Genomic DNA, 20,238 nt, shown 5'->3' on the forward strand with positions numbered 1-20,238 from the left:
AAAGAAAGGACCCCGATGCCTTCCGTGACCTCCATGCCCTCCCCTGAGCAAATCCAGAAGATTCTCGATCCCCTCTTCCCCGGCCTGATGGGCGTCCGCGTCGTGACGCTGGAGCCCGAGCGCGTCGTCGCCGAGCTTGAAGTGCGATCGGACCTCTGCACGGCCGGCGGCATCCTGCATGGCGGCGCGTACATGGCCTTTGCCGACACCCTGGGCGCCGTGGGCACCATCGTCAATCTGGCGCAAGGCAAGCGCACCACGACGACGGACTCCAGCACCAAGTTCATCGGCGGCGCGAAGGTGAACACGACCGTGGTCGGCGAATCCGTCGCGCTTCATCGCGGGCGCACCACCATGGTCTGGCAAACGACGATCCGATCGCAGGAAGGCAAGCTCTGCGCGGTCGTGACGCAGACTCAACTTGTGCTGGACGCCTAGGGCCTGTTAACACATGAATCACCCTCGCGTGAGGCCCCAGAGAGGGCCCAATCTAGGCGCCAAGCGGAACTGGGGTGCGCCCCCAGTGAGCATTGGCAACGACGAGTGGGTCCTCTCTGGGGCCTCACCCGAAGGGCCGGGGCGGCAAGGGGCGCAGGGCGTCGTTGCGGKCCTTGCCCGGGGGATCACCCCGGGCTGCGGCCCGCGCCTAGCCCTGCACCCCTTGCCGCCCCGGCGCGAGGGTGATTCATGTGTTAACAGGCTCTAGCCGCCCGTGCGCACCCACTCGGAAATACCTCCATGTCCATTGAACTCTGGCTCACTTTCGTTGCCGCATCGGCGGTGCTGCTGATCATCCCGGGGCCGACCATTCTCACGGTCATCAGCTATTCCGTGGCGCACGGCCGGCGCGCCAACGTGCCGCTGGTGGCGGCGGTGACGCTGGGTGATTCGACCGCACTGGTGGTCTCGCTGCTCGGCCTGGGCGCATTGCTCGCCACCTCGGCGTTCTGGTTCATGGTGATCAAATGGGTGGGCGGCCTGTACCTGCTCTTTCTGGGTATCAAGCTGTTGCGCGCCGGGATCTCGCCGGCCGAACTCGCGGCGCCCGCTGCGCCGGGTTCACGCTGGAGGCTGTTCGGCAACACCTATCTGGTCACGGCCCTGAACCCGAAGGGCATCGTGTTCTTCGTGGCATTCCTGCCGCAGTTCATCAATCCGCGCGCCGATGTGACGCAGCAGCTCTGGCTCCTGGCGATCACCTTCGTGGCGATGGCGACGCTGAATGCCACGCTGTACGCGGTGTTCGCAGGCTCCGCGCGCAGGCTGCTGGCCTCGCCTCGGGCCCAGAGGCGCTTCAACCTCGCGGGCGGTTCGCTGCTCTCGGTCGCGGGGATCTGGGCGCTCCTTGCGCGGCGTCCCGGCTGAAAAGGGGCGCGCGCGATCGGCGCCGTCACGCACGGGTGGTCATGCAAATGCGGCCCGGATGGTCAACCATGGGCACGCGTCTTGCTGGTCGGATGACGTCGCGCGGTCTTGTTCCCGCGCACGCCTCGACCTGGAGACTGCATGAACGCGCGCTACCTCGGCCTCTTGCCCACGCACGGCCGGTTCGACTACACCCCCATCACCCGGCGGACCGACCATGCATGGCCGAACGGCGCGCGCCTGGCGGTCTACATCGGGTTCAATCTCGAGCATTTCGCCTTCGGCGAAGGCCTGGGCGCCTGCATCGGGCCGACGGCGCCGCATCCCGACGTGTTGAACTTCTCGTGGCGCGAATACGGCAATCGCGTGGGCGCGTGGCGGTGCCTCGAACTGTTCGACAGCCTGGGGCTGGTCTCCAGCACGCTCCTCAACACTGCGCTCTATGACCATTGCCCCGAGTTGGTTGCGGCCTCGGTCGCACGAGGGGACGAACTCATCGGCCACGGGCACAGCAACGCCGAGCGGCAGGCGGACATGGACGAGGCCGGCGAAGCCGCGCTGCTTGCGCACTGCCGCGCCCGCATGCGGGCACACAGCGGCACGGCACCCGATGGATGGCTTTCGCCCTGGATCTCGGAAAGCCATCGCACGTCCGACCTGCTCGCTGAGGCGGGCTACAGCTACACGCTCAACTGGTGCCACGACGATCAGCCTGTGCGCATGCGTACGCGCAGCGGACGCTCGCTGTGGTCGGTACCGTACCCGCAGGAGCTCAACGACATCCCGATGATCGTCGCGCGCCAGATGGACGCCAAGGACTTCGCCCGGATGATCATCGACAACGCCGACGAGATGCTCGACCAGTCTCGCCGGCAGCCGCTGGTGATGGGCGTCGCGCTGCATCCCTACATCGTCGGTCAGCCCTACCGTCTGCGGCACCTGCGCCGCGCGCTCTCGCATCTCGCTCGCATGCGCGATCGCGGCGAAGTCTGGTTCACCACGCCGGGCGCCATCTGCAAGCACATGGAATCGATCGCGCCCGTCGAGGCTGTGGCAAGCTAGCAAGCCGGTCGCCATGCGCGGCCGCCCTTGCTCATGCCACGCCGACTGTCGACCTTCCTCTTTCTGCTGCCGACCCTGACCGCAGTGCTCGCCGCGCCCGCGTGGGCGCTCGCCACCTTCGACGAAGTTCGGCGCGATTTCCGTCCTTCCGACACGATGGTGCTGGATCGCGACGGCGAGCTGCTGCAGCGCGTGCGCACCGACTCGACTGTTCGACGCGGCCAGTGGATCGAGCTCGCCGACATCTCGCCGGCCCTGCGCACGGCGATGGTGTTGAGCGAAGACAGGCGCTTCTACGAACACAGCGGCGTCGACTGGCGCGCCGTGTCCTCTGCGGCCTGGGGCAACCTGTGGAACACGCGCACGCGCGGCGCCTCGACGATCACGATGCAGCTCGCAGGTCTGCTCGACGACGACCTGCGGCGCAGCGGCAGCGGACGGAGCCTGACGCAGAAGCTCGGGCAGACGGTTGCCGCACAGCGGCTGGAGCATGGCTGGCGCAAAGACCAGATCCTGGAGGCGTACCTCAATATCGTGCCGTTCCGCGGAGAGATCGTCGGCATCGACGCACTCGCGCGCACCCTCTTCGGCAAGGCGCCGCACGGGCTCGACGCGCGCGAAGCGGCTGTCGCGGCGGCTCTGGTTCGCGCGCCCAATGCCAAGCCGACGGCGGTGGCGCAGCGCGCCTGCGAACTGATGCGGTCAATGGAGCCTGGGAGCAGGCCCGACTGCGATTCGATCGACATGCTCACCAGCGCGGCATTGCAGCGGCGGAGCTTCGATGCCAGCGAAGGTATCGCGCCGCATCTTGCGCGGCGGGTCGTTGCCTCTCGCGGCGACAACGGACCGGAGAGCATCCGCACCACCTTGCGCGCACCGCTGCAACGCGTCGCGCTCGGCAGCCTGCAGCGGCATCTGCGCGAGCTGCGCGGCCGCAACGTGGAAGACGGCGCCGTGATCGTGCTCGACAACGCATCCGGCGAAGTGCTCGCCTGGGTCGGCTCGTCGGGTGGTTTGAGCCGTGCATCGGAGGTCGATGGCGTGCTTGCGCAACGGCAACCGGGCTCCACGCTCAAGCCCTTCCTGTATGCCGAAGCCATCGCCGAGCAGCGACTGACGGCGGCTTCGCTGCTGGACGACTCATCGGCGCAGATCGCCACGGCGAGCGGCCTCTACATCCCGCAGAACTACGACCACCAGTTCAAGGGCTATGTGTCGGTGCGTACCGCGCTTGCCGCTTCGCTCAATGTGCCGGCGGTTCGCACGCTGATGATGGTCTCGCCCGAGGCTTTCGCGCGCCAGTTGCGATCGGCCGGCATGGCGCTCGCGCAGGGCGGTGACTACTACGGGTACAGCCTCGCGCTCGGCAGCGCGGAAGTCTCGCTGCTGGGGCTGGCCAATGGCTACCGGACCCTGGCCAACGGAGGCCGGTTCGGCGAGACGCTGTATCTGCCGGCACGGCCGTCGATCGCGCCGAACGCCGGCAAGACAGCGAGCAATGCGCCCGCCATCGATCCCCGCGCCGCGTTCATCGTGGGCGACATCCTGAGCGATGCCAATGCACGCGCACGCACCTTCGGGCTCGACAGCGTGCTCGGCACCCGCTTCTGGACGGCGGTGAAGACCGGCACCAGCAAGGACATGCGCGACAACTGGGCCATCGGCTGGTCGCAGCGCTACACGGTCGGCGTGTGGGTGGGCAACGCCGGCGGCGCACCGATGTGGGATGTGAGCGGCACCAGCGGCGCTGCGCCGGTGTGGGCCGAGGTGATGGGGTTCCTGCACCGCAACGAACCCAGCCGCGCGCCATCTCCACCGCCCGGGCTGGTGCAGGCTCGCGTGCGTTTCGGCGACGAACTCGAGGCGGCGCGCAGCGAATGGTTCATCGCAGGCACCGAACAACCGATGTTCTCGCTGGCGCCGGATGTATCCGTGGCCGAGAGCGCGCCGCGCATCACATCGCCGTCGAACGGAACCATCATCGCGCTCGATCCCGACATTCCGCCCGATCGCCAGCGCGTGCGTTTCGAGGCGGAAGGCCGCGGCGTGCAATGGCGCATCGACGGCAAGCCTTTCGTGCGCGGCAGCAACGCACTCTGGCTGCCCTGGCCGGGCCGGCATGTGGTGGAACTGCTCGATGCGCAAGGTCGCGTGGTCGACCAGGTCAGGCTCGAAGTGCGCGGCGCCGGGGTCGTCGCCAATGCAAAGCGCTGATCCAACGCCAGGGTGCTCATAGGCGCATTCGTCCGACACCTGTCAGCGCGCACCGATAGCCACGTACCGCCAAACGACGGACAGAATCGGCGCACGCCAGCCCACGACCGAGAGCGTCGAAGGCCGCTGGAGCCAGGCATCGGTGTGGCCTATCACTGTTTCCACAGTCCACACAAATGGGGCGAAAAATGTTGATCAGGATGAGAACCGTGCCGCAGGCCCAGGACCCGCGAATCGTCATCGCATGGATCCGCGCATGCATCTGGGCAAGCGTCGAAGGCTGGCCCTTCTGCCGGCTGAAGTAGGTCCGGAGCGAAGCCTCAAGTGCGCTCAGGTGGCGCGCTCAGGTGCGGCTCGACTCTCTTGTGCGCCGCGCTTCGTAGGTCTTGAGGTGCGCATAGGCGACGCGCAGCAACGACAACTGCTTGCCATCGCCGCCGCGTCGCATCAGGTCACCCACGATGTGATCCGCCTCGATGGGCGCTCCGCGCTCGATGTCCTTGAACATCGATGCGGTCATCAGGGAATCCGGCGCCGTGACGATGGCACGGGCACGCTCCAGAGCCACAGGGCGCAACGTGAATCCATTGCGGGCGGCGATGGCGGCGCATTCGTCCACCATGCCAACGGCGAGGTCCACGGCCCCACCCCGCACGATGTCGCCGACCGCACCCCGCATGAGACAAGTCATGCTGGCGGCCGAGGCAATGAGCACCCATTTCTCCCACATGTCCTGCAGGATGCTGTCGGAAGCGTGGCCGTCGAAGCGAGCCTTGCCGAAGGCCGCTTCCAGGGCCTGAACGCGCGCGGAGCGCGTACCGTCCAGTTCACCGTAGGTCAGGCCATGCACGTCGCTGAGATGCAGAACGGTGCCTTCGTCATCGAGCACCGCCGAGATCATGCAGAGGCCGCCAAGCACGCGCTCCTTGCCGAAGCGCTGCGCCAGGTCGTCCAGGTGACGCATTCCATTGAGCACCGGGAGGATCGCGGTGTTCGGCCCGACAGCCGGCGCGAATGAATCCATCGTCTCGGCCAGGTCATAGGCCTTGCAGCCGACGATCACCACGTCGTAAGGACCACCGATGGCGTCTGCCTGCACGGAGGGCGGCGACGGCAGAGTGAAATCGCCGTGCGGACTCTTGATCACGAGGCCGGTCTTCGCGAGCTGTGCCGCTCGCCGAGGACGCAGCAGGAAGGTTACGTCTTCTCCAGCCTGCAACAACCTGCCACCGAAATACCCGCCCAGCGCACCCGCGCCCACAACCAAGAAACGCATCGGATTTCCCCGCTCAGAAGATGAAAGAGCGGATTCTGCGCTGCTGGCGCGCGTCTTGCCGGCGCAGTGCTACTTGACGACCATGAGCGTGAACGGCCACACGTACGCCTGCAGCGTCACGAGGACGCCGACAAGGGACGCCAGCGCGATCGAGTGGAAGAACACGTAGCGGAGGATGTCGCCTTCGTGGTTGAACCAGCGGGTCGCAGTCGATGCGACCACGATGGATTGCGCGTCGATCATCTTGCCCATCACGCCGCCCGCACTGTTGGCCGCGCCCATGAGGTTGGGCGACAACCCAAGCTGGTCTGCCGCCACCTTCTGCATGCCGCCGAAGAGCACATTGGACGCGGTGTCCGAGCCCGTCAGCGCCACGCCCAGCCAACCCATCAAGGTGCCGAAGAAGGGGTACAGCACGCCGGTGTTGGCGAAGGCCAGGCCGAGCGTGCTGTCGAGCCCCGAATACCGCGTGAGCGTGCCCAGCGCGAGCATCAGCGCGATCGTGAGCAACGAGAACTTCACGAGGTTGAGCGTACGGCCGTACGCAACGACCAACTGGCCGACGCTGTACTTCGCGACCAGGCCGCCGACGATGGCAGACAGGAGGATGCCCGTGCCCGTCGCCGACAGCAGCGTGAACGCATACACCGCGCCCTCCTTGGTCGGCTGCGGCACCACGGGCGGCACCTTCTCGACCAGGTTGTGCAGCCCTGCGATCGGGAAGTTGGGCGCAAACAGGCCATTGAGCCACGCCTTGACCGGCGGCAGGCCCCAGAGGAACACGAACACCGTCATGATCGCCCAGGGCGTCCAGGCGCGCACCAGTTCGGCGGTCGAATGGCGGGTTCGTGTCGTCGTCGTTGCTGCCGGCGCGCCACTGTCGTCCTCATGTCCCTTGAGCGATACCGAGCGCCAGATGGTTGCGGGCCGCCACACGCGCAGAAAAAGGACCAGCGACACCATCGAGACAATGGCCGCGATGATGTCCACCAGTTCGGGGCCGACGAAATTCGACACCAGGAATTGCGGCACCGCAAACGACACGCCGGTGACCAGGATCGCCGGCCAGATTTCCATCATCGCCTTGCGGCCGGCGAAAGCCCAGATCAGCCAGAAAGGCACCAGCAGCGAGAAGAATGGCAACTGCCGACCGATCATCGCCGTGACCGCCATCAGGTCGTAGCCATGCACCTTGGCCAGCGTGATGACCGGGGTACCCAGCGCGCCGAAGGCGACCGGCGCGGTGTTGGCGATCAGCGAAAGGCCCGAGGCCGCAAGCGGCGAGAAGCCCAGGCCGATCAGGATCGCGGCGGTCACCGCCACCGGCGTTCCAAATCCCGCCGCACCCTCGAAGAAGGCGCCGAACGAAAACGCGATCAGCAGCAACTGCAGGCGCCGATCCTCGGTGACGTCGGAGAGCGAATCCTGAAGCACCTTGAAGCTGCCGTTCTGCTCGGCGAGCTGTTGCAGATAGATGATGTTCAGCACGATCCAGCCAATGGGCAGAAGGCCGGTGATGCCACCCAGGAACGCCGCGCGGCCCGCCAGTCCGGCCGGCATTCCGAAGGCGAAGACGGCGATCAGCAGCGCACTCAGCAGGCCCAGCCCCGCAGCGAAATGCGCCTTGACGTGAAGGAGACCGAGGCAAACGAGCATCACGACGACGGGGATGGCCGCCAGTGCCGTCGAAACCACCATGCTGCCGAACGGGTTGTACACCTGCTGCCATGTCATGGAGCCCACCTTTTCTTGTCGAAATTTGGTCGGAGGAGGCCCTGCGGATAATAGGCACTGGACAACGAACAGACAACCTAGGAGCCCATTCCCGTGCCAGACCTCTCCAAGATCACGAACATCGAAGACCTGCGAGTCATCGCCAAGCGCCGCGTGCCACGCATGTTCTACGACTACGCCGACTCCGGAGCCTGGACCGAAGGCACCTATCGCGCCAATGAAGACGACTTCCAGAAGATCAAGCTGCGCCAGCGCGTCGCAGTCAACATGGAAGGCCGCTCGACCCGCAGCACCATGATCGGCGAGGAGGTCGCGATGCCCGTGGCCATCGCGCCGACCGGCATGGCAGGCATGCAGCACGCCGACGGAGAGATCCTCGGCGCGCGCGCGGCCAAGGCCTTCGGCATTCCGTTCACGCTGTCGACGATGAGCATCTGCTCGCTCGAGGACATTGCCGAGGCCACCGATCGCCATCCGTTCTGGTTCCAGCTGTACGTCATGCGGGACCGGAAATTCATCGAACGACTCATCGAGCGCGCCCGCGCGGCCAATGTGTCGGCGCTTCAGTTGACGCTCGACCTGCAGATCCTCGGCCAACGGCACAAGGACATCAAGAACGGCCTGACCGCGCCGCCCAAGCCCACGCTGAAGAACCTCATGAACCTCGCGACCAAGCCGCACTGGTGCATGGGCATGCTGGGGACCAAGCGCCGCACCTTCCGCAACATCGCAGGCCACGCCGAGAGCGTGAAGGACCTGTCGTCGCTGTCGTCCTGGACGGCAGAGCAGTTCGACCCCACGCTCAGTTGGGCTGACGTCGAATGGATCAAGAAGATCTGGGGCGGCAAGCTCATCCTCAAGGGCATCATGGACGTCGAGGATGCGCGCCTCGCCGCATCCAGCGGCGCGGATGCGCTGATCGTCTCCAACCACGGCGGCCGCCAGCTCGACGGCGCCCCTTCGTCCATCGCGGCTCTCCCGGCCATCGCCGAAGCGGTGGGCACCGAAATCGAAGTCTGGATGGATGGCGGCATCCGAAGCGGCCAGGACGTGCTCAAGGCCCGCGCGCTCGGCGCCCGCGGCACGCTGATTGGTCGCAGCTTCCTTTACGCGCTGGGTGCGTACGGCGAAGCGGGTGTCACGCGTGCATTGCAGATCATCCAGCGCGAACTGGACCTGACCATGGCCTTTTGCGGCCGCACGCAGATTGACGAGGTCAACTCCAGCATCCTGCTGCCCGGGACGTTCTGAGGAGCTCGCGGCGCCGGCTGACAGCGCGCGCCTCTCGGGTGCGGCAATATGTCGACCGCCGCAAATAGCAATCAGAGAGGCGCGATTTCCCCATGAGCACAGTCACATCCACCGCGGGGGCCACGCCCTTCGATCCTTCGACATCCCACCGGCCCTACACCAGCGAAGAAAAGCGCCACCGCATCTTCGCGATCATGGCGGCCTCCTCGGGCAACCTGGTCGAGTGGTTCGACTTCTACGTCTACGCCTTCAGTGCGCTCTATTTCGCGCCCTCGTTCTTTCCCAAGGCCGACCCGACGGCGCAATTGCTCAACACGGCTGGCGTGTTCGCTGCCGGTTTCCTGATGCGCCCCATCGGCGGCTGGCTCTTCGGCCGCGTGGCTGACAAGTACGGCCGCAGGACATCGATGCTGATCTCGGTGACGATGATGTGCGCCGGATCGCTGGCGATCGCGTGCCTGCCCACGTACGCGGCCATCGGCGCGTGGGCGCCCTTCCTGTTGCTGGTCTGCCGGCTGTTCCAGGGCCTTTCGGTGGGTGGCGAGTACGGCACCACGGCGACCTACATGAGCGAGGTCGCATTGCGCGGCCAGCGCGGCTTCTTCTCGTCGTTCCAGTACGTCACGCTGATCGGCGGCCAGTTGCTTGCCGTGCTGGTGATCGTCGTCCTCGAACAGCTGCTGACCGAGGCCGAACTCAAGGCCTGGGGCTGGCGCATTCCATTCGTGATCGGCGCCATCGCGGCAGTGGTCGCCCTATTCCTGCGCCGCACGCTGCAGGAGACACAGACCGCCGAAGTTCGCGCCAACAAGGAAGCCGGCAGCCTCGCCGGGCTGTTCCGCAACCACAAGGCTGCCTTCTTCACGGTGCTGGGCTACACGGCGGGCGGCTCGCTGATCTTCTACACCTTCACGACCTACATGCAGAAGTACCTGGTCAACACGGTCGGCATGCCGATCAAGACCACCAGTTACATCATGACGGTCGCGCTCTTCGTCTACATGTGCATGCAACCGGTGTTCGGCGCGTTGTCGGATCGCATCGGCCGTCGCACGAACATGCTGCTGTTCGGCGGCCTCGGGGCGCTCGCCACGGTGCCCATTCTCACCGCGCTGCAGAGCGTGACGAGTCCGGTCGCGGCCTTCCTGCTCATCATCCTGGCACTGGCGATCGTGAGCTTCTACACCTCCATCAGCGGCATCGTGAAGGCGGAGATGTTCCCGCCCGAGGTCCGTGCGCTCGGCGTCGGGCTTGCCTATGCGGTGGCCAATGCGCTCTTCGGCGGCTCGGCGGAATATGTGGCCCTGGGCCTCAAGTCCATCGGCCACGAGACGGCGTTCTATTGGTATGTGACCGCGATGATGGTGCTTGCCTTCGTCGTGAGCTGGCGGCTGCCGCGCCAGGCCAGCTACCTGCAGCACGATCACTGACGACGGGCTGCGTTCACCGGACATCCTGCTTGTCGACCAGCGCGTGCCGGATCGCGAAGGCCGCGGCCTCGGTCCGGTTCGCCGATTGTGTCTTGCTCAGGATGCTGCTCACATGGTTGGCGACCGTGTTGGGGCTGACGAACAGTTCCCGCGCGATCTGCCGATTCCCCTTTCCGGCCGCCACGAGGCGCAGCACCTGAGCCTCTCGACTGCTCAGCCCGGCCGGGTAGCGCGGCGCCGTCGTCGTGGCGATCCTCGTGCGGCAGACTTCGACACGGACCGCCAGAGCGCGCATGTCGAGTGCCGCGGCCTCTGCCGCGGCCTCATCGAGCACGCTCAGTGCGGCTTCGCGATCGCCTGACGCATCCCTCGCCAGCAGCACCCGCGCGTAACCCAGGCACGCATGCGCGAAGGCGGGCCGCGCCTGCTGGGCGCGATTCATCGACACGGCCGCCTTGAAGTGCGCCTCCGCCTCGCCCCATTGCCGCATGGCGGCCGACAGCAGCCCCAGGAAGGCGTCTGCCGCGCCAAAGCAGGCGATGGACGTGCCAACGAAAAGATTTCGGCCGCGACAGGGCTCGAGCAGACGGTAGAGCACCGCCGCACGCGCGGCGTCACCCAGGGCCGCGCACACCTGCGCCAGGTAGGCCAGGCTCGCCAACCAGATGCCGTCGCGCGGCAACGATTGAAAGCCGCCCGCCGCCAGGATTTCGAATTCGGAGCGCGCGTCGTCGAGCTGGTCCAGCTCGACGTAGATCAGCGCCAGGCCGGGTCGCCACAGGTTCGTCTGTGCGTTGTGATGCACGAAGTGCCGCACCAGGGGGGCCACTTCCTGCAGACGGCCCTGCTCGCGGCGCAAGGTGAACATCTGCACTCCGTAGACGCCTGCGGCATCCAGGCCCGGCATGCGATTGCCGATTTCAAAGGTGCGCCGTGCCAGTCGCTCCGCATCTTCGAAGCGTCCTTCGAAAAGCGCGTGCATGGCACGCGACGATGAGGCGACGTATCGGAAGAAAGGCTGCCTGAGTTCATCGCTGCCGCGCTCGTAGCGCTCCAACTGCTCCCGCCAGGTGGCCATGTCGCCAAGTTCGAAGGTGTCGAACATGCGCCACGCCAATGCGGAGAACATGAGGAAGCGGTCGCCCTGCTTCATGGCGATCTCCATCGCCTCGTCGGCATTGGCCACTCGCTCTCCGATGCGATCGTGGTGCCATCGGGCGGACAGCGTTGCGAGCAGCGTGATCGCGAGCGTCGACGGGTCGCCAGCCTCTCGGGCGACGCTCACGGCCTCCGCGTGCACTCTCGTCGCCTGGACTTCCTCGCCGCTGAAGATGAGCGCCCGGGCGAGCGAACTCAGCAACTGCGCCTTCAGTGCGCGATCGTCCGCGCCCAGGGCATTGAGCGCGTCGCGCAGAAGCCGCGCCGCCGCAATGCCGGGCAAGCCAGGGCACCAGCTTGCCATTTCGAAGCCGATGGCGGCCCGGGCAAGCTCGTGGGCGGCGTCGAGTGGCATGCTTGTTCGTGCCGCCTGTTCGAAGACTTCACGCGCCTGCAGGTATTCGCCGGCGCGGGTATGGGCCTCGCCGAGTGCATTGAGGGTGCGGCAGCGCGCCAGCCCGTCGCTGCCTCGGGCGACATCCATCGCCTGGAGCGCCAGGCGGTAATAGCGTGCCGCCTCTTCGTGAGCCAGCAAGGCATCAGAGCTCTCCGCGGCCTTCTGGGCGTAGTGAATCGCACGCGCTGCATCGCCGCCCGGCAGCGCGGCCCAGTAGTGGTAGGCGAGCGCAGGGAGTTGATTCGCCGTGGCATCGCCATGGATCTGCTCGATCGCGCGCCCGACCTTGAGATGCAGCCGGCTGCGGCGCGGCGGCGGGATCTCGTCATACAGCGTCTCCCGAAACAGCGCGTGCCCGAAGTGATAGCGACCGGGTTCGTCGAGGGCCTCGATCACACGCGACTGCAGCGCCTCTTCCAGTGCACCGATGCATGCGTCCTCCTCCACGTCATCAATGGTACGGACCAGAAGACCGACGTCGAAAGTGCGGCCGATCACCGATGCGCAGGCAAGCACCTGATTGGTGAGGGGCGACAGGCGATTCAGCCGCTGGCCGATCACTTCGCGGACCCCTTCGGGAATGCGGCGCGGCCCGTTGACGGCCAGCATCGAGGCCGCGGCTCGCGGTCCGTCGGCGAGCACCTGCTCCTGAATCAGCAGGCGGGTCATCTCCGAGATGAAGAGCGGATTGCCCTCGGTCTGGCGATGCACGGCTTCGGCAAGTGCGAGCGGCACCGTGGCGCCGCCGGCAGCCAGCGTCATCATGCGAATCGTCTCGTCGTGGCCCAGGCCGGTCAGGCGCAAGCGCTCGAAGCCCTGGTGCCTGGCCAGTTCACCCAGCGTGCTCGACAGGGGATGCTGGCGCGACAGTTCGATGTCGCGGTAAGTGATGAGGACGAGAATCCGGCAGGACAACAGATCAGGGGCGATGAATTCGAGCAGACGCAGCGACGAAGCATCGGCCCAATGCAGGTTGTCCAGCACGAGCAGCAACGGCTGTTCCGCGGCGGCGCGTTTCCAGAACCCGGTCATCGCGTCGAAGAGACGGAATCGGGCCTGCGCCGGGTCGAACATGGGCAGCGTCTGCGCGCCCGCGGCTGGGTTTTGCTTCAGGTCGGGCAGGATCTCCCCCAGCGGCGACGCGGCGTGCACCAGGATGCGCCGCGCAGTCTCGTCGTCGTGCGTCTCGATCCAGCCGCGGAGAAGTTGCAGCCAGGGCCAGTACGGCGGCGCGCCGGGTTCCTCGTTGCAGCGGCCCCAGAGCACCTGCATGCCGCGCGCCGTGGCCCGCTGGGCCAGGATCTGCGCGGTATGCGACTTGCCGATGCCGGGTTCGCCCGCCAGCGCCGCAGTGCCGCCGGTGCCGGCCAGAGCGCGTGTCAATCCGCTTTCGAGCGCGACGAGTTCGCGCTCGCGGCCGACGAATCGGTCGGTCGGCAGACGCGCAGTGTCGTCAGCTTCAATCGTCGCGGGAGGTGTGCGCTGCAACGGCGCACCACAGCCGTCGCAGAAGGTCGCATCCGATCGGGCATCGCGACCGCAGCGGGCGCATTGCACGGCGCGACCGCTAGACGATGGCTTCCGGACGAATCTGGCTGACCTCGATCACCACGTCCGCGGGAACCTGGGCGATGCGCGCCGCCTTGTAGATCTCCTCAGCGCTCGGTGCCTCGTAGAGGCAGTACGTCTTCTTGCGGTCCGCGGAAAGGAATGAGAACAGCCAGTTCACGCCGACGTCCGCGTTGATGCGCTGGATGACCGCGACGTCCGCCGCAGCAAGCTCCAACTCCTCCGCGAACTGTCGCTCGATCAGGAACAGTGGCATACGACCTCCTTACCCGGCAGGCCACGATCGGCCCGAGTCGGAATTGGGCGACAAATCCACCGCACGGTCAACGCAACGACCGGCATAGTCAATCCTGACCATTCGACCTGTCTCGAACGCATTCTCAAAATGATCAAACCGGCGGATCGTCAAACCGTCGGTGGCTTCCTAGACTTCGCTCACCTACAAAAGGAGTGACTCATGCTCGACGAAGCCAATCTGGAGGCCTTCAAGGGCCAACTGCGCGGGACCCTCATCCAGCCGGGAGACGCCGCCTACGATGAAGCGCGCAAGGTCTACAACGCGATGATCGACAAACGGCCGCGGCTGATCGCGCGCGTCGCCGACGTTGCCGATGTGATCGGATCCGTCAATTTTGCGCGCGAGAACAAGTTGCTCCTGGCCGTGCGCGGCGGCGGGCACAACGGCGGCGGCCTGGGCATGTGCGACGACGGGTTCGTGATCGATCTTTCGGGGCTGCGCGGCATCCGGGTCGATCCGAAGGCCCACACCGTGCGCGCGGAAGGCGGCTGCACCTGGGGCGACATCGATCATGCGACGCACGCCTTCGGCATGGCGACGCCAGCCGGCATCATTTCCACCACCGGCATCGGCGGCCTGACGCTGGGCGGCGGCATCGGGCACCTGTCTCGTCGCTTCGGCCTGACGATCGACAACCTCCTGAGCGTGGATGTCGTGCTCGCAGACGGAAGCTACGTGACCGCCAGCGCCAAGGAGAACGAAGACCTCTTCTGGGCCGTCCGCGGTGGCGGCGGCAACTTCGGCGTGGTGACCTCGTTCGAATACCGCCTCCATCCGCTCAGCACTGTCGTGGCAGGGCCCACGCTCTGGCCGCTGGAACGCTCCGCGGAAATCCTCGCCTGGTATCGCGACTTCATCGGCAAGGCGCCCACGGAACTGAACGGCTTCTTTGCTTTCCTGACCGTGCCGCCGGGGCCGCCATTTCCCGAAGAACTGCACCTGAAGAAGATGTGCGGCGTGGTCTGGTGCTACGCAGGTGACCCGGCCCGTGCCGAAGAAGCGCTGGCACCGGTGCGAGCCATGAATCCGGCGCTGTACGGCGTCGGGCCCATGCCCTACCCGATGCTGCAGAGCGCCTTCGACGGGCTGTATCCACCAGGCCATCAGTGGTATTGGCGCGCTGACTTCGTGAACGAGCTTTCGGACGAAGCGATCGCACAGCACGTGAAGCACGGCGCGCTCATGCCGACGATGCAATCGTCGATGCACTTGTACCCGATCGACGGCGCCGTTCAGCGCGTCGGGCGCAAGGACACACCCTTCAGCTACCGCGATGCGCGCTGGGCATCTGTGATCGTGGGAGTCGATCCCGACCCCGCCAACCGCGAAAGCATCACTGGCTGGTGCAAGAACTATTGGGATGCGCTGCATCCCCACTCGGCCGGCGGCGCGTACATCAACTTCATGATGGACGAAGGCGAGGATCGCGTGAAGGCGACCTACCGCGAGCACTACGACCGGCTGGCTACCGTCAAGAAGCAATACGACCCGGGCAACCTCTTCCGCGTGAACCAGAACATCCGCCCGGCGGCAAGCGCCTGAGGGCGCCTGAAGATCAGGGTTCGGCTTCCCAAAGCGTGGGATAGCGCCGCACGAAGCCGTCCTCGGTCACTTCAAGCATCGCCGCGTAGTCGAAGCGCGGCGCCGCGTACCAGTAGTCCGATTCGCCGCGCCGCTCGTAGCGCTGGCCGAGTTCGACCAGGCTTGCGCTTTCGAGATCGAGCCAGGCGGCCGGCGCATCGGAGGCCTCACCGGGCGCCAAGTGGAGCCGGCGCACATGCAGCAGATTGGTGGCGGGCGTGAATCCGAGATCGAGATCGATGCAATGGCCGAGTTCTGCCACCGGCGCGTCGTTGAGCTTCCAGGCACCATGGGCGTCGCGCACGATGGAAAGGTCGATCGCCTCGCTGCCCAGCCAGCCGCGCACCGTTCCCCACTGCGTGTGCCAGGCACGGTCGCATCGCACACGATAGTGCAGTTGGGCGTAGCGCCCGTCTTCGTGGCGGAACGCCGCCGCCCCGTCGATCTGCCAGTTGTCGCCATTGCGGTCAAGGCGGCAGACATCGTGCCCCGGAGAGCCGAGGCGGCGCCAGAGCATGGAAGCGACGGTCTGCATACGTCGGATGATGGCACCGGGTGCCTGCTCTGCGCAACCCTGCATTGGGCAGACGACAATGACGGCCGTGACGACAGCACCGATTCGCCGCATCGCGCACCTTGACATGGATGCCTTCTACGCATCGGTCGAGCTGCTGCGCTATCCGCAGCTCAAGGGCCTTCCGGTTGTGATCGGCGGCGGACGCCGCAGGGTCGACGAGGTCCTGCGCGACGTGCCGGAGGGCGGAACGCTGGCGGACATTCCGGTCACTTCCTTTCCGCTTCTCAAGGACTACGCTGGCCGCGGGGTGATCACCACGGCAACCTACCCGGCACGTCAGTTCGGCGTCGGCTCGGCGATGGGCCTCATGAAGGCTGCGAAACTGTGCCCACAGGCGATCATCCTGCCCGTGGATTTCGACGAATACCGCATGTATTCACGCAAGTTCAAGCAGGTCATCACCGAGATCGCGCCGGTGATGGAGGACCGGGGCGTCGATGAGGTCTACATCGATTTCACCGAGGTGGCGGGCGGGCAGCGAGAAGGTGGGCGGGTGCTGGCACGGCTGATCCAGAAGTCGATCTTCGATGCGACCGGTTTGACCTGCTCGATTGGCATCGCGCCCAACAAGCTGCTGGCCAAGATGGCGAGCGAATTCCACAAACCCAACGGCATTTCGGTGGTGTTCGAGAGCGACCTCCAGGGCAGCATCTGGCCGCTGCCCTGTCGGAAGGTCAATGGCATCGGCCCCAAGGCCGACGAAAAGCTGCAACGGCACGGCATCCGCACCATTGGCGAGCTTGCAGCACGTGATCGCGACTGGCTGATCACGAACTTCGGCAAGGCCACCGGCGCGTGGATGCATGAAGTCGCCTGGGGGCGTGACGACCGGCCGGTGGTCACCGAAAGCGAGCCGGTTTCGATGAGCCGCGAAACGACCTTCGACCGCGACCTTCAGGCCGTGCGAGACAGGTCCGAACTCGGCGCCATCTTCACGTACCTGTGCGAGAAGCTCGCCGAGGATCTGCAGCGCAAGGGTTACGTCGGCAAGACCATCGGCATCAAGCTGCGCTACGACGACTTCAAGATCGCGACCCGCGACCAGACGATCGACCACTTCACCGCGGACGCCAAGGCCATCCGGCACATCGCGGGACTCTGCCTCAAACGGGTGCCGCTGGAACGGCCGCTGCGTCTGCTGGGTGTACGTGTCGGTGCGCTGGCGAAGGCTGGTGAAGCCGACGCGATACCAGCAGCCCCACCCACGCCTGGGGGGCGGCGCGCTTCGTCCGACGACGCCGGCTCGGCGGCACGGACCGCCTCGCTCTTCTAGCGCTTGCGCAATTTCAGAGCGGGGGGACGCCGTTCTGCCATTGCGCCCAGTTTGAAACGATGTAGTCCACGACGCGACTGCCCACCAACTCGACGTTCTCGACTGCCTCGGCGAAGCCGCCGGCCGTTTCGCCCGGCGCAGGATCCAAGTGCTGTAGAGTGGTTTCGCGCGGATTGCCTTGATCGAAGTTGACTGCGCCGCGCAGACTCATCACGCGATCGGTGCCGTGACTGCGCTTGATCACGAGTGTGACCGCCGCCGCTTCCATCTCGGTGATGACGTAATCGTCCGCACCATAGAGCTTGGCGATGTACTGCGCCTGGTTCGACATGCCGGGACCGTGGAAGAAGGTGTCGCCGGTCATGTGGGTTCCGGTGCCGACGAAAGGTGCGCGGCGGGCGGCGGCCTGCGGGTAGCGCTGACGATAGGCTCGGGCGGCGTCCGAATCCTTCAACGGCGTGCCGGCGGACAGCTTCATGGCCCACGCCACGAGTTCGGGGTTCAGTTTGAACCGGCGATACTCCTCATAGCCCTTGCGCGGCATGAAAGTCGGTTCGCCGGCCTTGTTCTCTTCGGGCGCCCAGCGATGGCCGAGGTCATAGTCGACCAGCCAGGTGGCCCAGCTCACTTCTCCGATCGTGCCGCGCGACGGCGGCGTGCCTGCCACGCCCGAGATCACGTAGTAGGCCTTGGAGAAATCGAATTTCGGGTTCTGCAGGATTGCCTGCATCGAGGACGACGAGTTCACCTTGCCCATGCCGAGGACCGCGCCGCAGACGCCGTCGGCGTTGCAGTACACAGGCTGCAGCGCACCTGGAACGCTGATGGGCGTTGCGTTCATCCAGTAGCGTTCGTACCAGTGCTGGAATTCGCCGGCACGGTCTCCCGTGTTCTTGCCGATCTCGAACATCGAGGCGACGAACACCTTCACCTTGATGGGCTCGGCAACGTGAGGTTGCGACGTCGAGGCGCAACCCGCGGCGAATAGCGCCACGGAAAACAGCGCAAGCAGACGCGTACGAACAGACCGAACAGGGGACATGAAGCTTCTCCGAGTGAATGAGAGAAATGGAATTTCGACGGCAGACGGCGGCGCACCGACATCGTTCGCAGCGTCCTACAGCGGCAAGGGGGCCGTTCGGTGAGGCTGGAGCCCTCCGTGCTGCATTCGCTCGAGATTGTCGCAAACCTCATGCCTTCCAACGGATTTCGCCCCATTCCACTCGCCAATGGTCTGGTCTACATCAACCCGGCCATGCCCGGACTTCGGCGCTACAAGCGCGGCGACACATTCCGGTATCGGGATGCCAATGGCGCCTGGGTACGAGACCCTGATCAACTCGCCCGCATTCGGGGTCTCGCGATTCCTCCCGCCGACAAGGACGTCTGGATTTGGTCGCTCCAGAACGGTCATCTTCAAGCAACCGGCGTCGATGGACGCGAAGACGCCGATCTCACGCCGATGATGCGTGACCTCGGGCGGTTGCTCTTGCAGATGTGGAGTCAAACTGAGCAGATCATCGAAGAACTCAACGCCCGGATCGGGCATTTGGCCAGGGGCAGTGACCTGTGCCGGCGGTTGCAGACGATCCCTGGAGTCGGTGTACTTCTGGCAACGGCAATCGTCTCTGCCATTGGTAACGGCGCTCACTTCAGTCGAGCACGCGACCTGTCAGCCTGGGTGGGCATCGTGCCGCGGCAGTTCTCCACGGGCGGCAACACACGTTTGCTCGGAATCACCAAACGCGGCAACAGCTATCTCCGTCGGCTGTTCATCCAAGGCGCTCGCGCCTTGTGGGTCTGGAAGGACAAACATCCGGACGATCCACTGCAACGCTGCTGATCGAGGTTGGCCAGCGTCGGCACGCCCACGTGGCGATATGTGCGTTGGCCAACAAGCTAGCGCGTATCGCTTGGGCCGTCATGCGATCGGGTTGCGACTTCGAGTCGCACTATCGACGGCCACCGATGGCGGCAGCGACGAACTGACAAGATCTCGAAACTATCCGCAGCCCGCGCAGCACTGAGCATGGCGCAAACGACCATCCGTCGCCCCTGGCAACCCGTCTGGACCTCCGGCGCCTGAACGCCTTTGCACTAATTGGGACAGGAGCGCGCGGCTTCATCATGCAGGCCAAGGGTCTGACAGGCAGAGACCTCGACAGGCCGGATAGATAAACGCGAGTCGTTCTACGCCCACCAGTTGGGAGCTTGCGGTTTCGGGGCGGACCATAGAGAAGTCCATGCTCCACACCTCGTTGGGGTGCAACGGGCGGACGAGCGGCTGCCGCTCAGGCACAGGCAGCTTCTTGCGCCGGCGCTTGCGCACCATCAGACCTTCCTCGCGATAAAGCCGATAGGTGCGCTTGACGTTGATGGCCCAGCCATCAATGCGTAGCCTGCCGGCTGTGCAGCATTCGGTAGCCGTGGCGGCGATGCTGGCCCGCGAGTTCCTTCAGGCGCTCACGCAAGGCCTTGTTGCCGTCGTCGCGAGGTGCGTAGCGCAGCGTGCTGGCGCTCATGCCCACCAGCCTCAATGCCTGGCGTTCGCTCAGGCCCCGACCCTGGAACTGCCGCACGACCTCGCGTCGTGCCGACACGGCCACTATTTTCCCTTGAGCACCTCGCGCATCGCATCGATCTCCAGCATCGAGTTCGCCAGCAACCGTTTGAGCTTGCCGTTCTCGGCTTTCAGGGCTTTCAAACGCTGTGCGTCCGAGGCCTTCATTCCGCCGAACTTGGCCTTCCAAGCGTAGTGGCTCGGTTCACTAAAGCCGTGCTTCCTGCACAGCTCCTTGCCCGAACACGGATACAGTGCCCTCGGGGCGAAGATTGCCGAATGCACGCGGGATGTTCGCCTGTTACACGCGGCCGAAGCACGCTTGCTCACGTTTTTGGATCAATACCGTTCTGACGTGTGTTGCGCTTTGGTGTTTGGAAACGCAAAAAGCCCAGCCTGATAGGGCTGGGCTTTTTGGGGCTGTAAGAGCCTGACGATGACCTACTTTCACACGGGAACCCGCACTATCATCGGCGCTGAGGCGTTTCACTGT

At 65.5% G+C, this 20,238-nt stretch carries 15 protein-coding genes and 3 pseudogenes; 10 read left to right on the plus strand and 8 right to left on the minus strand.

The features are described from left to right. Positions 1–15 precede the first annotated feature (15 nt). From AC1DN9_RS13045 to pbpC, 4 genes are all read left to right on the plus strand, one after another. On the plus strand, positions 16–438 hold the full coding sequence (locus tag AC1DN9_RS13045; RefSeq protein WP_478100733.1) for a PaaI family thioesterase: 423 nt from the start codon (positions 16–18) through the stop codon (positions 436–438). 300 nt (positions 439–738) lie between these two features. Further along, positions 739–1,365 (plus strand): LysE family translocator, encoded by a 627-nt coding sequence (locus tag AC1DN9_RS13050; protein ID WP_478100735.1) that lies wholly within the window; start codon positions 739–741, stop codon positions 1,363–1,365. A 141-nt stretch (positions 1,366–1,506) separates the two neighbouring features. After that, positions 1,507–2,427: a polysaccharide deacetylase family protein gene (locus AC1DN9_RS13055; protein WP_478100737.1), complete on the plus strand. Its 921-nt coding sequence runs from the start codon at positions 1,507–1,509 to the stop codon at positions 2,425–2,427. A gap of 33 nt (positions 2,428–2,460) precedes the next feature. Further along, on the plus strand, positions 2,461–4,641 hold the full coding sequence (pbpC, locus tag AC1DN9_RS13060) for a penicillin-binding protein 1C (RefSeq protein ID WP_478100739.1): 2,181 nt from the start codon (positions 2,461–2,463) through the stop codon (positions 4,639–4,641). Positions 4,642–4,984: 343 nt separating this feature from the next. Here pbpC and panE read toward each other — a convergent pair whose 3' ends face one another. Both panE and AC1DN9_RS13070 read right to left on the minus strand, forming a co-directional pair. Further along, positions 4,985–5,917: a 2-dehydropantoate 2-reductase gene (panE, locus tag AC1DN9_RS13065; RefSeq protein ID WP_478100740.1), complete on the minus strand. Its 933-nt coding sequence runs from the start codon at positions 5,915–5,917 to the stop codon at positions 4,985–4,987. A gap of 69 nt (positions 5,918–5,986) precedes the next feature. After that, on the minus strand, positions 5,987–7,651 hold the full coding sequence (locus AC1DN9_RS13070) for an L-lactate permease (RefSeq protein WP_478100741.1): 1,665 nt from the start codon (positions 7,649–7,651) through the stop codon (positions 5,987–5,989). Positions 7,652–7,744: 93 nt separating this feature from the next. On the opposite strand from AC1DN9_RS13070, the gene AC1DN9_RS13075 reads away from it, so the two are divergent. Beyond that, entirely contained in the window at positions 7,745–8,902 is a 1,158-nt protein-coding gene (locus AC1DN9_RS13075; protein WP_478100743.1) for an alpha-hydroxy acid oxidase, read from the plus strand. Positions 8,903–8,994: 92 nt separating this feature from the next. Then, the gene (locus AC1DN9_RS13080; RefSeq protein WP_478100744.1) at positions 8,995–10,332 is read left to right on the plus strand and encodes an MFS family transporter; all 1,338 of its coding nucleotides are present in this window, start codon (positions 8,995–8,997) and stop codon (positions 10,330–10,332) included. A 13-nt stretch (positions 10,333–10,345) separates the two neighbouring features. Here AC1DN9_RS13080 and AC1DN9_RS13085 read toward each other — a convergent pair whose 3' ends face one another. Continuing rightward, a complete protein-coding gene (locus AC1DN9_RS13085) occupies positions 10,346–13,375 on the minus strand; it encodes a helix-turn-helix transcriptional regulator (RefSeq protein WP_478100746.1) in 3,030 nt (1,009 codons plus the stop codon). Between the two features lie 79 nt (positions 13,376–13,454). Next, on the minus strand, positions 13,455–13,712 hold the full coding sequence (locus AC1DN9_RS13090) for a DUF4242 domain-containing protein (protein WP_478100748.1): 258 nt from the start codon (positions 13,710–13,712) through the stop codon (positions 13,455–13,457). 201 nt (positions 13,713–13,913) lie between these two features. Between AC1DN9_RS13090 and AC1DN9_RS13095 the strand changes: the two genes are divergently transcribed. Further along, complete coding sequence (locus AC1DN9_RS13095; protein WP_478100750.1) at positions 13,914–15,296, plus strand: FAD-binding oxidoreductase; 1,383 nt, start codon at positions 13,914–13,916, stop codon at positions 15,294–15,296. A gap of 13 nt (positions 15,297–15,309) precedes the next feature. On the opposite strand, the gene AC1DN9_RS13100 is transcribed toward AC1DN9_RS13095, so the two are convergent. Further along, a complete protein-coding gene (locus AC1DN9_RS13100) occupies positions 15,310–15,870 on the minus strand; it encodes a putative glycolipid-binding domain-containing protein (protein WP_478100752.1) in 561 nt (186 codons plus the stop codon). Positions 15,871–15,928: 58 nt separating this feature from the next. Here AC1DN9_RS13100 and AC1DN9_RS13105 point away from each other — a divergent pair, with 58 nt between their 5' ends. Next, the gene (locus AC1DN9_RS13105; RefSeq protein ID WP_478100754.1) at positions 15,929–17,185 is read left to right on the plus strand and encodes a Y-family DNA polymerase; all 1,257 of its coding nucleotides are present in this window, start codon (positions 15,929–15,931) and stop codon (positions 17,183–17,185) included. A 13-nt stretch (positions 17,186–17,198) separates the two neighbouring features. Here the strand turns inward: AC1DN9_RS13105 and AC1DN9_RS13110 are convergent, their stop codons facing one another. Beyond that, entirely contained in the window at positions 17,199–18,227 is a 1,029-nt protein-coding gene (locus tag AC1DN9_RS13110) for a purine-nucleoside phosphorylase (RefSeq protein WP_478100755.1), read from the minus strand. A gap of 213 nt (positions 18,228–18,440) precedes the next feature. Between AC1DN9_RS13110 and AC1DN9_RS13115 the strand changes: the two are divergent. Next, a pseudogene (locus AC1DN9_RS13115) lies at positions 18,441–18,608 on the plus strand (DNA topoisomerase IB); the annotation flags it as partial. A gap of 147 nt (positions 18,609–18,755) precedes the next feature. Continuing rightward, positions 18,756–18,981 (plus strand): annotated as a pseudogene (locus AC1DN9_RS13120) (transposase); the annotation flags it as partial. A gap of 591 nt (positions 18,982–19,572) precedes the next feature. Here the strand turns inward: AC1DN9_RS13120 and AC1DN9_RS13125 are convergent. Further along, on the minus strand, positions 19,573–19,785 hold the full coding sequence (locus AC1DN9_RS13125; RefSeq protein ID WP_478100756.1) for a hypothetical protein: 213 nt from the start codon (positions 19,783–19,785) through the stop codon (positions 19,573–19,575). A gap of 52 nt (positions 19,786–19,837) precedes the next feature. Further along, a pseudogene (locus AC1DN9_RS13130) lies at positions 19,838–19,982 on the minus strand (transposase); the annotation flags it as partial. Positions 19,983–20,238 lie beyond the last annotated feature (256 nt).

The organism is Variovorax sp. 05L425 (assembly GCF_056397705.1).